This is a genomic window from Rhodococcus sp. NPDC080181, from assembly GCF_040702225.1.
Classification (GTDB): domain Bacteria; phylum Actinomycetota; class Actinomycetes; order Mycobacteriales; family Mycobacteriaceae; genus Rhodococcoides; species Rhodococcoides fascians.
Genome location: NZ_JBFBKN010000005.1, coordinates 297537 through 310788, shown reverse-complemented (window position 1 = coordinate 310788; position 13252 = coordinate 297537). Strand labels below are relative to the sequence as shown.

The window sequence follows — 13252 nt, the reverse complement described above, 5'->3', positions numbered from 1 at the left end:
CAAAACGCTCGGCTGGAAAACTCCAGCCGAGCGTTTACGTGATCTACTGACAGGCATCTGACCATCAGGTGTTGCGAGGACCCCTAGAATCCGCCATCTGTGCTGCGGCCCTTCTTCGTTGTGTCCGAACAGAGTTCAGAGCTTGCGCATCACGGTGACGACCTTGCCGAGAATGGCGGCATTGTTGCCCGGGATCGGCTCGAACAGTGGGTTGTGCGGCATGAGCCATACCTCACCCTTGGAACGCTTGAACGTCTTGACTGTGGCCTCACCCTCGATCATCGCCGCGACGATGTCGCCGTTGTCGGCCACGGACTGTTGACGCACCACCACCCAGTCGCCGTCGCAGATCGCCGCGTCGATCATGGACTCGCCGACGACCTTGAGCAAGAACAACGATCCCTGACCGACCAACTCGCGGGGGAGTGGGAACACGTCCTCGACGGCTTCCTCCGCCAGAATCGGTCCACCCGCGGCGATCCGTCCGAGAACCGGCACGAACGTCGGCGTCGGCAACCGATCCTGCTCGTCGGACGCTGCCGAACCGTCCACCGCCGCCGCGGCCTGGTCGGCCTGCACCTCGTCCAGTCCGCGGACGTCCACAGCGCGAGGGCGGTTGGCGTCGCGCCGCAGGAACCCCTTGCGTTCGAGGGTGCGAAGCTGATGTGCGACGGACGACGTCGACGTCAGGCCCACGGCATCGCCGATCTCTCGAATGCTGGGTGGGTATCCGCGCTCGGTCACCGAGGCCCGGATGACCTCCAACACCTTCCGTTGGCGCTCGGTGAGCCCTGCACTGATGTCGGTGCCCACCTCCATGGCCTTCGGGGTCGGCTCGGCAGCCGGCTTTCCGGCTGCAGCCTTGCCGACCGTCGAGGATCCGGCTCGCGTGGAACCAGCTTTCGTGGAACCCGTCGTACTGGAACCGGTGATGGACCTCGTCGAGGTCTCGTCCTTCATGCTGTCGGCCTCCTGCTGATGCGGCTGGATTCGGTCTACGCGGTATCGATCCACGCGGACTGGAGTTGATGATGTCGACTCGTGTGGCGTGTGGTTTCTGACACGAATCTAGCGTGTATCAGCTGTTGAATCAAACATCTGTTCGACTCGTGTCGCGTTTTCTACAGACTTTGTCGGAGGCGCGTGATAGAACTTCGAACAAGCGTCCATCGAACGCCTGATCGAACAATCGATCCAACGAGCGAAGACGAGGTTCCGATGACCATCACCACCGATCGTCCCACCACTGCCGGTATGCGTTCGCGATCCGGTGTCGTCGAGCGTCGTCGGCGCTCGCGGCCCGTGTTGCAGAACCACGCGCGTCGGACGCAGAACGGCCCGTGCTTGCCTGTCGTGGACGAGTCCTGGACCGACGTCACCGATCGCGAGATGGCGGATCGAGACTTCGACGACACCTCGGCCCATTTCGCGAGCCAGACCGTGCGCCCACGCTCTCTCGTTCTGTGGATGTTGGCTGTGGTCGTCGTGGCCGGCGGTCTGATCGGCATCGCGAATCTGAGCGCGACCACACCCGACGCGGCCACTCAGCCCGCCGGCGCGGTCATGGTTCACGACGGAGCGCTCGTCGAGTACGCACCCAGCAGATGACCACCGGCACCATGGTGCCCAGCGTGGCTGAGTATCCTCGAAGACTGCCCCGACGCGCACGTTCGTCGTCGGAGTATCGGCTACGACGGAGGCTCCCTCATGCATTGCCCGTTCTGCAGGCACCCCGACTCACGCGTGGTGGATTCGCGTGAAATGGACGAGGGTCAGGCAATACGGCGACGCCGGTCCTGCCCCGAGTGCGGTCGACGCTTCACCACCGTGGAGGCTGCCGTGCTCGCCGTCGTGAAACGCAGTGGTGTGACCGAGCCGTTCAGTCGGGAGAAGGTCGTCAAAGGAGTTCGTCGCGCCTGCCAGGGCAGAGACGTCGACAACGACGCGCTGAACCTGCTGGCTCAGCAAGTCGAAGACAATATTCGCGCGGCCGGTTCGGCCGAGATTCCCAGCAACGAAGTGGGCCTGGCCATTCTCGGACCGCTACGCGATCTCGACGAAGTGGCCTACCTCCGTTTCGCATCGGTCTACCGCTCGTTCAGTTCGGCAGAGGACTTCGAGAAGGAAATTCACGAACTCCGCAAACATCGAGAGTCCGCCGACGTCGAGTGACCCGCGCGCCGATCAGCGAGACTGATCGGCGATCGCCTTCTCGATGCGCTTCTCCGATACCGGATACGCGGTACGAATTCCCTGCGCGAACAACCCCACCCTCAGCTCCTCGATCATCCAGAACAGCTCCTGCACACCCGAGCTGTTCTTCCTGCTCTCCGGAAGCGAATCCAACAGCCGCCCGTACGAGCCGTACACCCGGTCGAGAACGTCCATCGCCGCAGCGTCGCGGCCCGCGCTGCTCGGCAGAGTGGACAGCCGCTTCGTCGCCGCAGCGAGATAGCGTGGCAGATCGGCCAACCGTCGAGAACCGAACTCGGTGACGAAACCGCGAAAGATCAAGCCGTCGAGCTGCTCTCGGACATCGTCGGCCGGCTCACCCAATGCGCTCTGCAACTGGGCCGACAGAGCCAACGCGGCCGTCAGGACCGGTCGAACCAGAGCGAGAACAGCAGCAGTACGCCGCGGAACCTCCGCGTCCACCAGTGCCCTGAGCTTGGCGAACTCGGCCGGATCGCGAACCGGCCCGCCGTGCGCGTCCATCGCTTCTTCCACAGCGAGCGCACGGCATTCCTCGAGCAGCGCATCGACGCCGCCGTACGGGTTCTGGCCGAGCGCAAGACGTTCGGCGGTCGGCAGCCCGGCCAACAGCGCCTTCGTTCCCTTCGGTGCCGTGGCGAGCAGCAGAGTGCGCGTGCCCGCGCGCATGGCTGCTCGTTGCTGGGCGGGGGTACTGAGCACTCGCACCGCCACGCCCGAACCCTCGGGTACCAACGCCGGGTACCCGGTGACCTTCTGCCCGCCCACGTCTCGGGTGACCGTGGGTTCCAAGCGGCCCAACGTGCCCGATGTCCACGCCAGCGTCGGGGCGCGCTCGGCGTCGCCGACCGCACGTGCGACCTGACGGCCGACCTCACCGGCCAGACCGGCGCGCAACGCAGTCAGATCCTTGTTGCTGCCGAGCACGGTCCCGGACGGGTCGACCGCGGCGAACGTCATTCGCAGGTGATCGGGTAGCGCCGCAGTGTCGAAGTCCTTCGCGGTGATGTGGCACTGTGCGGCCCGTGAGAGTTCTCGGGCCAGAGCCGTCACGAGTGTTTCGGCCCGCGGTTTCATCACTGCCAACGCTGCCGCAGCGAAGTCCGGAGCCGGAACCACGTTGCGTCGCAATGCCTTCGGTAGCGTCTTGATCAAGGCGGTGACGAGCTCGGCGCGCATCCCGGGCACCAGCCAGTCGAAGCCGACCGGCTGTACCTGAGCGAGCAGTGCGATGGGAATCCGCGCGGTGACGCCGTCAGCGGCCGTGCCGGGCTCGAATTGATACGTCAGTGGGAATTGAATGTCACCCTGTCGCCACGCGTCCGGATACGCACCCGTCAGTACCGACGCGGCGTCCGAGTTGACGACGGTGTCCGTAGTGAAGTCGAGCAGGGACGGATCTTGCCGGCGGGCCTTCTTCCACCAGGTGTCGAAGTGTCGCGCGGACACGGCTTCCGGGGCGATGCGGGCGTCGTAGAAATCGAACAGTGCGTCGTCGTCGACGACGATGTCCCGTCGGCGAGCACGATGTTCGAGCTCGCCGACGTCGTCGAGCAGAGCCCTGTTCTTGTGAAAGAACCCGTGCTGGGTCTTCCATTCGCCCTGAACCAGTGCATGCCTGATGAAGAGCTCGCGAGACGCCTCGGGATCGATGCGGTGATAGTTGACCGGGCGCTGCGTCACCAACGGGATGCCGTACAACGTCACCCGTTCGTAGGCCAGCGCCGATTCCCGTTTGATCGACCAGTGTGGTTCGGAATACGTGCGCTTCACCAGATGCGGTGCCAACCGTTCGGCCCATTCCGGTTCGATGCGGGCGGCCATCCGGCCCCACAATCGTCCGGTCTCGACCAGTTCTGCAGCCATGACCCAGCGCGGTGGCTTCTTGAACAGACCTGACCCGGGGAAGATCGCGAAATGTGCTCCGCGGGCACCCAGAAATTCACGCTTGTCGCCCTCTCTGAGGCCGACGTGCGAGAGCAGGCCGGACAGCAGGGACTGATGCAGTGCGTTCTCGCTCGACTCTGCGTCGGGCACCGTCCATCCGAGGCCGCGAGTGATCTGGCGGAGTTGTCCGTGCAGGTCCTGCCATTCGCGGATCCGCAGGTAGTGCAGGAACTCGGTGCGGCACATGCGTCGGAACTGATTGGAAGACAGCTCGTCTCGCTGCTGCCGCAGGTACTTCCACAGCTGCACGTACGCCAGGAAGTCCGAATTCTCGACGGCGAAACGGGCGTGCTTCTCGTCTGCAGCCTGTTGGTGCTCGGCGGGACGCTCCCGCACGTCCTGAATCGACAACGCCGCCACCACCACCAGCGCGTCACGAAGCGATCCGTTGCCGTTGGCCTCGACCAACATTCGTGCCATTCGAGGATCGACCGGTAGAGCGGACAGTTCGCGGCCGATCGGGGTGAGCTCGGCAGTTCCGTCCTTGGTGGCCGGCTTCAGTGCTCCGAGTTCTTCCAGCAAGCCGATACCGTCGCGGATACTGCGTGGATCCGGCGGCTCGACGAAGGGGAACGCGTCGATCTTGCCCAATCCGAGCGCGGTCATCTGCAGAATGACCGAGGCCAGATTGGTGCGCAGAATTTCCGGCTCGGTGAACTGTGGACGAGACTCGAAGTCTTCCTCCGAGTACAACCGGATACAGATCCCGTCGGCGACGCGTCCGCAGCGACCCGCCCGCTGGCGCGCAGACGCCTGTGAAATCGGTTCGATGGGCAGCCGCTGCACCTTGGTGCGCAACGAGTATCGCGAGATGCGCGCGGTGCCCGGGTCCACGACGTAGCGGATGCCGGGGACCGTCAGCGACGTTTCGGCCACGTTCGTCGACAGCACGACCCGGCGTCCCGAGTGCGGTGAGAACACCCGATGCTGTTCGGCGGCAGAGAGTCTGGCGTACAGAGGCACGATCTCGGTGTTGCGGAGATTGCGATCGGCCAGCGCATCCGCCGTATCGCGAATTTCTCGTTCACCGGACAGGAACACCAAGATGTCGCCGTCACCCTCGGCCATCAGCTCGTCGACTGCCTGGCAGGTGGCATCCACGGGATCGAGGTCGATCGTCGTGTCTCCCGCGTCGACCGTCAGAGGTCGATACCGCATCTCGACCGGGAACGTGCGGCCGGATACCTCGATGATCGGTGCTGCGACCCCGTCGCGTGCGAAGTGTTGCGCGAATCGCTCCGGATCGATGGTCGCCGACGTGATGACGATCTTGAGATCGGGTCGCCGGGGGAGCAGTTGCGCGAGGTATCCCAGGATGAAGTCGATGTTCAGGCTGCGCTCGTGCGCCTCGTCGATGATGAGGGTGTCGTACTGGCGGAGCAGTCGGTCGCGTTGGATCTCGGCCAGGAGAATGCCGTCGGTCATCAGCTTGACGAGGGTCGAATCGGAGGACTGGTCGGTGAATCGAACCTTGTAGCCGATCGATTCGCCCAGTGGTTGACCCACCTCCTCGGCGATGCGCTCGGCAACGGTGCGCGCCGCCAACCTTCGGGGCTGTGTGTGACCGATCGAGCCGCGGATTCCGCGCCCCAGTTCGAGGCAGATCTTGGGAATCTGGGTGGTTTTGCCGGACCCGGTTTCACCGGCGACGATGACGACCTGGTGGGCAGCGATCGCTGCGGCGATGTCGTCCTTGCGCGCGCTGACGGGCAACGCCTGCGGATAGTCGAGGGTGGGCACTGCCGCCTGGCGTGTGGAGATGACGGCTTCTGCGCGAGCTACATCGCGTTCGAGCGCGGCGACGGCGTCCTCGGTGCGGGCCTTGTCGAGACGTCGTCGGAGCCGGTTCTCGTCGCGGATGGTGAGCTGTGCAACACGTGCGGCGAGTGCTCGTCGATCACCGGACGAATTCGAGGTAGACATACTCGTACCAGGATATCCGTTACGCGGTACTCGCCCGAACTCCGTCCGGGAACGAACCGATGCACTCGCCGAATTCGACGTGACTACTGTGTAGCGCATGTCTTCCGACCTGGATCCAGCCGCCTCCACACACACCTCCGCGCTGTGGCACGGCTTCGCCGACATGGGCAACGTCACCGCCAATGGGCCGTTCGTCGTCTCGCGCGGCGAGGGTGCGTACATCTTCGACAACGAGGACAACCGATACCTCGACGCCACCGCCGGTCTGTGGTTCACCAACGTCGGTCACGGCCGCCGCGAGATCGCCGACGCCGTTGCCGCGCAGCTGAGCTCGATCGCGCACTACTCGAACTTCGGCGACTTCGTGCCCGAGACCACGTTGGCACTGGCCGATCGTCTCGCCGCCATCGCACCGGTGCCGGGCAGCAAGATCTTCTTCACCTCGGGCGGATCGGACTCCATCGACACCGCGGCGAAGCTTGCGCGCCGCTACTGGGTCGAAATGGGGCAGCCGTCCAAGAAGATCATCGTCGGGCGGCAGAAGGCCTACCACGGTATGCACGTCGCCGGCACCGCGCTCGCCGGCATTCCGGTCAACAAGGAGAACTACGGCGAGCTGATGCCCGACGCCAGAACAGTGGCGTGGGACGACGCGAAATCGCTTCTCGCGCTGATCGAAGAGGTCGGAGCCGAGAACGTCGCCGCCTTCTTCTGCGAACCGGTGATCGGAGCGGGTGGAATCTACTTGCCGCCCGAGGGCTACCTACGCGAGGTACGGCAGATCTGCCGCGACAACGACGTGCTGTTCGTCGCCGACGAAGTGGTGACCGGATTCGGCCGGATCGGCGGTAGTTGGTTCGCCTCCACCCGCTTCGAGCTCGAACCCGACCTGATGACGACCGCGAAGGGGTTGACGTCGGGCTACGTCCCGATGGGCGCAGTGTTCATCGCTCCGAAGATCGCCGAACCGTTCTTCGCAGGCGGAGTCTGGTGGCGTCACGGCTACACCTACGGTGGCCACGCAGGTGCAGCCGCCGCAGCGATGGCCAATCTCGACATCATCGAGCGCGAGGACCTGCTGAGTCACTCCAAGCGCATCGAAGCCGCACTGCACACCCACCTCGCGCCCCTGGCCGACCACGATCGGGTCGCGGAGGTCCGCAGCGGCATCGGCGCTGTCGCAGCCGTTCAGCTCGCCGACCCGGCGGAGGCATTACCGTTCGTGAAAACGTTGAGAGCTCATGGTGTTTCGGGCCGCGCGGCCGGACAGGGTGCAATGCAGATCTCGCCGGCGTTCGTCATGACCGACGCCGAGATCGAGGATATGGCCTCGCGCATCCTCAGTGCGCTCGGCTGAACCGAAGTCTGCTCAACAGCTGCTTCCCCCGCGAGAGCGGGGGAGCAGGTACGGGTTCCGGCTCGGCGGAGATCGCGGCGAACCGCCGGTGCAGCTGATCGCGCACTTCGTCGGGCGCATACGCGCGCCGCTTGCGCTCGGACCGCACCACCAACGCCCCGGTGGCCGCAACCCCGGCCATCCCGGCGAGACCGAGAGCTTTCCAGACGTTCATGCGGCAACCGTACCGCCACGAGATCTAGGGTTGGTCCATGAATCCGTCGCGAATCAGCCTCGATACCGCTGTGGATGCCACCAGAACCGGCGACATCTGGATCTTCCGTGGCCACTCGTCGGCGGACCGCGCAATTCAGGCTCTGACGAACAGCCCGGTCAACCACGTCGGTATGGCCGTCGTTCTGGACGACCTGCCGCCGCTGATGTGGCATGCAGAGCTCGGAAAGTCGTTGCAGGACATGTGGACCGGAAACTTCCAGCGTGGAGTGCAGCTGCACGACCTACGCGCTGCCGTCACGCACTGGGCACAGCGGTATCAACAGCGTTGTTGGCTGCGGCAATTGGACGGATACGCCGGTCGTTCCCCCGGCTCCACTCCGGCCGTGACGAAGGAGCAGGAAGACGCGCTGCTTCGCACCATCGCGCGGATGGACGGAACGGCTTTTCCGACCACCGCGGCGCTCGCCGGTCGGTGGTTCCGTGGACGCGTGCCGGCGCTCCGAAAGGCCGCGCAGGAGAGCGCTGCGCTCGAAACCGCGTACTGCGCCGAAGTTGTTGCGATGACCTACGACTCGATGGGTCTGTTGACGGGAAACAAGAAAGCCAACTGGTTCGATCCAGGAAAGTTCTGGAGCGGAGACCGTCTCCCACTGGCGGAAGGGGTGCGTCTGGGTGAGGAAATCGAAGTGGACGTGCCCGTCACACCGTGATCGAGTCGTCGTCGACGCTTCGGCCCCCGAGCTCCACCCACCCGTCCTCGTCGACGGTGGTCCACAGCTCAGACCCCGCACCCTGGACGATGTTCAGGCCCCGACCGAGCTCGGCAGTGAGCCGGACGGCGGCAGCACCTGTTGCCTCGTCCTCGGCGATTCCCATCATCGGGGCGAACATGCGCGAGCGCAGTTCGGCGCGCTGCTCGTCGGTCCAGGCCCAGATGTAGTGGTGGCCACTGTCGTAGGTGTTCGGATCTGCCGCTGCCACCTCGGCTGCGTCGTGGACCTGATGAAACGTGAACTGCGGAGTCCACTCGGCGCGTGCACGTACCCAGGTGAGCTCGCCGTCGTAGCGGATGTCGAGCGTGGCAGCGGGGACGGTGAGCGTCTGCACCGAGTGTCCGCTGTTGCGAAGCCACCACGACAGTCCGACCGTCGGATGTCCGGCGAACGGGAGCTGCGTTGCCGGTGTGTAGATCGTTGCCGACGCGGTACCGGGTGACGAGCGATCGACGAACACCGTCTCGCTGAAACCCAACTGCCTAGCAACATCCTGCCTGTCGCTCTCGCCTACAGCCTGTGCGTCAACGATGCCCAGTGGATTACCGAACCTGCCGTCGGCATCGGTGAACACTCGGACGACGGACACTTCGATAGCCATGCGGGGACGTTACCAATACGTCGTCGAGGCGTCACGATCGACGACGAACGGGGACCCGCCGCAGCGGATCCCCGTGTCGACCTGTTCAGCGGAACCTCAGACGGAGGCACCGTCGAGTACGCGGCCGGCCTCGACGGCCTGCGCGACACCCGCGACGATCGATGCGGCGCGAATCGCCTCGAAGATCTTCTCGCGGTCGACGCCCTCGGCGCGCAGAGTCTTCTCGTGCGCCTCGAGGCAGTGGTTGCATCCGTTGACGGCCGAGACCGCGAGCGACCACAGCTCGAAATCGGCTTTCTCGACGCCAGGGTTGCCGATGATGTTCATACGCAAGCCGGCGCGTAGATCGTCGTACTTTCCGTCCAGGTAGCCCTTGGTGCGGTAGAAGACGTTGTTCATACTCATGATCGACGCGGCACCCAGAGCGGCGTTGTACGCCTCGGCCGACAACGAGTCGGCGGCGTCCTCGGCGATTTCCTTCAACGTGGTCGCGGACTTCGACGCGGCGGCCACCGAAAGCAATGTGCCCCAGAGCTGTTGCTCGCTGAGCACGGTGGACCGCACGATCGAACCGAGGTTGAGCTTGAGATCCTTCGCGTATTCGGGGACGGCGTTCTTCAAATTGTCGATCGACATGTCAGACGCTCGCAGTCAGTAGTTCGCCGGCGTCGATGGTGGGATCGCCCTTCTTCCAGTTGCAGGCGCACAGCTCATCCGACTGCAGTGCGTCCAGTACTCGAAGAACCTCGTCCACATTGCGACCGACCGATCCGGCGGTGACCGAGACGAACTGGATCTCGTTGTTCGGGTCCACGATGAAAGTGGCCCGGTCGGCGACGCCGTCGGCATTGAGAACACCGGTGGCAGCGGCCAATTCGCGCTTGAGATCCGAGAGCATCGGGAAGGGGAGCGTCTTGAGCTCGTCGTGCTGCGCGCGCCACTGGAAGTGCACGAATTCGTTGTCGACGGAGGCGCCGAGGACCTGCGCGTCGCGATCTTCGAACTCGTCGTTGAGCTTGCCGAATGCTGCGATCTCGGTGGGGCACACGAACGTGAAGTCCTTGGGCCAGAAGAAGACGATGCGCCACTTTCCGGCGTGGTCGTCGCTGGTGACGGTGGTGAAGTAGTCGTCGGGCTGCTGCGCGTTCACCTTGGACAGGTCGCCGCCGATGACGGCGGTGAGATTGTATGCGGGGAACTGGTCGCCGATTGTCAACAGTGCCATGTGGTCTCCTCGTGTCGAAATGATCGCGTCGGTTCCGTCGGGAAGCGGTTCGGCTCGGTGGCGATTGTGCAGCCGCACGAGCTCGACCGACCTGGACGAGTGTGCCAAAAATGGGCCGAAAGGTAAACGTGATGAGTGGCACTGGACCGACAGGCGTGCCCGATCGGCCCTGTCGGCCGACGCAGTCTTGTCCGCGATCCGCGCACTACTGCTATTTCGTAACGGCAGCAACGCAATTGGTCTCGGAACCGTATCGGGCCGTCGAAAACTAGGTACCTGCCCAACCAACCGTGTACGCGGAGCATTTCGTCCCCGTCGTACCGTCCGGTCGCGTACTCGGCTGACGCACCCCGACCGTTGCCGCGCAACGCAATTCGGATCCGAAGTGCGTGGAACGGGTCGGCCATAACCGACTTTGCCACGCTCGCAGGCTTTCTCGCGTGCGAGGCGCACGCATCAGCCGGGCGTGACGACGATCTCGGCGAACACGATTTCTCCGGCCGCGTCGGATTCGGCGAGGTCGATGACGGCATCGAGGGACCAGCCGTGGTCGCCGTCCGGATCTTCGAGTACTTGGCGGACCGTGGTGGATTCCGCACCGACGTTCAGGGTGAACAGTGCCGGCCCGCGAGCCGAGGGGCCGGTGCCGATGAACCCGTACTCGGCGAAGAACGGCTCCAACTCCTCCTCCCAGTCCGGCCCGTCGTCCAACTCGTCGAGCGCGTTCCACTGACGACGCGCCGCCAGATCGACCCTTCGAAAGATCGCGTTACGGGCCAGGATTCGGAAAGCCCGTGGATTCGCCGAGATCGGACGCGGCGCATCGGACCCGTACGCCTCGACCAGGGCTTCCGGTTCGGCACCGGGGTCGGTCAGGTTCTCCCACTCGTCGAGCAGGCTGGAATCGACTTGCCGAACCAGCTCGCCCAGCCACTCGGTGATGTCTTGGACCTCCTCGGTGCGCGATTCCGGCGGAACCGTCTGGCGCAGAGTGCGGTACGCGTCGGCGAGGTAGCGCAGTACCAAGCCCTCCGAGCGCATGAGGCCGTAGTGACTGATCAGCTCCGCGAAGGTCATCGCGCGCTCGACCATGTCACGGACGACGGACTTGGGCGACAGGCCCACCTCGGAGAGCCACGGGTGAGACCCGCGGTAGATCTCGAAGGCCGGAACGAGCAGCTCGGCAAGGGGTTTCGGCCAGGTGACCTCTTCGAGGAGTTCCATCCGCTCGTCGTACTCGATGCCGTCGGCCTTCATCTGGGCCACCGCTTCGCCGCGTGCGGCATGTTGCTGCGCCATCAACACCTGCCGAGGATCGTCGAGCGTCGACTCGATGATCGACACCACGTCGAGCGCGTGGGTGGGGGAGTCGACGTCGAGCAACTCGAACGAGGCCACCGCGAACGTCGACAACGGCTGATTGAGCGCGAAGTCCGGCTGCAGGTCCACCGTCAGCCTGGCATGGCGACCGTCCGCGTCCGGCTCGGCCAACTGTTCGACGATTCCGGCCTCCACCAGGCCGCGGTACAGCGACAGCGCACGCAGGATGTGCTTGCGCTGAGCCGGCCGGGTCTCGTGGTTGTCCTCGAGCAAATGACGCATCGCGTGGAAGCAATTGCCCGGCCGCGCAATGACATTGAGCAACATCGCATTGCTGACCGAGAACCGGGACGTCAACGGCTCCGGGCTCGCCGCGATGATGCGCTCGAACGTCGGCTCGCCCCAGGATACGAAGCCGTCGGGTGCCTTCTTGCGCTGTACCCGCTTGAGCTTCTTCGGGTCGTCACCGGCTTTGGCCACGAGCCGCGCATTCTCGATGTCGTGCTCGGGTGCCTCGACCACGACGGTGCCGAGGGTGTCGTACCCCGCGCGGCCCGCGCGTCCCGCGATCTGATGGAACTCACGCGCCCGAAGCTTGCGTGTTCTGATGCCGTCGTATTTGGTGAGTCCGGTGAACAGCACGGTGCGGATGGGAACGTTGATGCCCACGCCCAACGTGTCGGTACCGCAGATCACCTTCAACAGACCGTCCTGCGCCAGTTTCTCCACCAGCCTGCGGTACTTGGGAAGCATGCCGGCGTGATGCACCCCGATACCGTGACGAACCAGTCTGGACAGCGTCGACCCGAAGCCGGTGGTGAAGCGGAAATTGCCGATGGCCTCGGCTATCGCGGCCTTCTCTTGCTTGGACGCGACATTGATGCTCGTCAGGGCCTGAGCGCGTTCGAGTGCCGCCGCCTGGGTGAAGTGCACGACGTACACAGGAGCCAGGTGCGTCTGCACCAGCTCTTCGATCGTTTCGCTGATCGGGGTGGTGACATACGAGAACATCAACGGGACAGGCCGCTCGGTACCGGAGACGACGGTGGTCGTGCGGCCGGTACGTCGGGTCAGATCGTCGCGGAAGAACGAGACGTCGCCCAACGTCGCCGACATGAGCAGGAACTGGGCGTTCGGCAGTTCGATCAGAGGTACCTGCCAGGCCCACCCCCGGTCCGGCTCGGAGTAGTAGTGGAACTCGTCCATGATCACTTGGCCGATGTCGGAGTCGGCGCCCTGCCGCAGTGCCAGGTTCGCGACGATCTCGGCAGTGGCGCAGATGATCGGCGCACCGGAATTGACCGACGCGTCGCCGGTCATCATGCCGACGTTCTGCGCTCCGAAGATCTCGCACAGGGCGAAGAACTTCTCGCTGACGAGCGCCTTGATCGGCGCGGTGTAGAAACTGCGAATGCCTGCGGCCATGGCCGCGAAGTGGGCACCGATGGCGACCATGGACTTTCCGGAACCGGTCGGCGTGGCCAGGATGACGTTGGATCCCGACACCAGCTCGATCAGCGCCTCTTCCTGCGCGGGATACAGCGTCAGGCCCCGGTCCGAGGCCCAGGTGGTGAACGTATCGAACAGGACGTCCGGGTCCACGCCGTCGGAGGTGGCGGCGGAAACGTCGGGTATCAGTTCGGTGAGGAGCACCTCTACAGGCTATGTGTCGGTGACGG

The 13252-nt window shown here is 64.5% G+C and carries 11 protein-coding genes; 4 read left to right on the top strand and 7 right to left on the bottom strand.

The features are described from left to right. Positions 1-135: 135 nt before the first annotated feature. Positions 136-819: a transcriptional repressor LexA gene (lexA, locus tag AB0O58_RS08850; protein WP_027496855.1), complete on the bottom strand. Its 684-nt coding sequence runs from the start codon at positions 817-819 to the stop codon at positions 136-138. A gap of 399 nt (positions 820-1218) precedes the next feature. Here lexA and AB0O58_RS08845 point away from each other — a divergent pair, with 399 nt between their 5' ends. Both AB0O58_RS08845 and nrdR read left to right on the top strand, forming a co-directional pair. Continuing rightward, on the top strand, positions 1219-1608 hold the full coding sequence (locus AB0O58_RS08845) for a hypothetical protein (protein WP_027496856.1): 390 nt from the start codon (positions 1219-1221) through the stop codon (positions 1606-1608). A 99-nt stretch (positions 1609-1707) separates the two neighbouring features. Further along, a complete protein-coding gene (gene nrdR, locus AB0O58_RS08840; RefSeq protein WP_027496857.1) occupies positions 1708-2172 on the top strand; it encodes a transcriptional regulator NrdR in 465 nt (154 codons plus the stop codon). 12 nt (positions 2173-2184) lie between these two features. Here nrdR and hrpA read toward each other — a convergent pair whose 3' ends face one another. Continuing rightward, a complete protein-coding gene (hrpA, locus tag AB0O58_RS08835) occupies positions 2185-6081 on the bottom strand; it encodes an ATP-dependent RNA helicase HrpA (RefSeq protein WP_366238120.1) in 3897 nt (1298 codons plus the stop codon). Positions 6082-6178: 97 nt separating this feature from the next. Here hrpA and AB0O58_RS08830 point away from each other — a divergent pair, with 97 nt between their 5' ends. Continuing rightward, positions 6179-7438, top strand: a complete 1260-nt coding sequence (locus tag AB0O58_RS08830; RefSeq protein WP_366238119.1) for an aminotransferase class III-fold pyridoxal phosphate-dependent enzyme — start codon at positions 6179-6181, stop codon at positions 7436-7438. Here AB0O58_RS08830 and AB0O58_RS08825 read toward each other — a convergent pair. After that, positions 7422-7652, bottom strand: coding sequence for a hypothetical protein (locus AB0O58_RS08825; RefSeq protein ID WP_094652936.1), 231 nt, complete (start codon positions 7650-7652; stop codon positions 7422-7424). The two genes, AB0O58_RS08830 and AB0O58_RS08825, sit on opposite strands and share 17 nt — an antisense overlap. Before the next feature lie 37 nt (positions 7653-7689). Here AB0O58_RS08825 and AB0O58_RS08820 point away from each other — a divergent pair, with 37 nt between their 5' ends. After that, positions 7690-8364 (top strand): hypothetical protein, encoded by a 675-nt coding sequence (locus AB0O58_RS08820; RefSeq protein ID WP_366238118.1) that lies wholly within the window; start codon positions 7690-7692, stop codon positions 8362-8364. Here AB0O58_RS08820 and AB0O58_RS08815 read toward each other — a convergent pair. The 4 genes from AB0O58_RS08815 to AB0O58_RS08800 all read right to left on the bottom strand — a co-directional run bounded on the left by AB0O58_RS08815 (position 8354) and on the right by AB0O58_RS08800 (position 13226). Beyond that, positions 8354-9028, bottom strand: a complete 675-nt coding sequence (locus tag AB0O58_RS08815; RefSeq protein ID WP_048318373.1) for a PhzF family phenazine biosynthesis protein — start codon at positions 9026-9028, stop codon at positions 8354-8356. The genes AB0O58_RS08820 and AB0O58_RS08815 overlap by 11 nt on opposite strands. A gap of 96 nt (positions 9029-9124) precedes the next feature. Further along, a complete protein-coding gene (locus tag AB0O58_RS08810; RefSeq protein ID WP_366238117.1) occupies positions 9125-9664 on the bottom strand; it encodes a carboxymuconolactone decarboxylase family protein in 540 nt (179 codons plus the stop codon). Between the two features lies 1 nt (position 9665). Further along, entirely contained in the window at positions 9666-10253 is a 588-nt protein-coding gene (locus tag AB0O58_RS08805; protein WP_032366622.1) for a peroxiredoxin, read from the bottom strand. 456 nt (positions 10254-10709) lie between these two features. Further along, on the bottom strand, positions 10710-13226 hold the full coding sequence (locus AB0O58_RS08800) for a DUF3516 domain-containing protein (protein ID WP_366238116.1): 2517 nt from the start codon (positions 13224-13226) through the stop codon (positions 10710-10712). Positions 13227-13252: the final 26 nt, after the last annotated feature.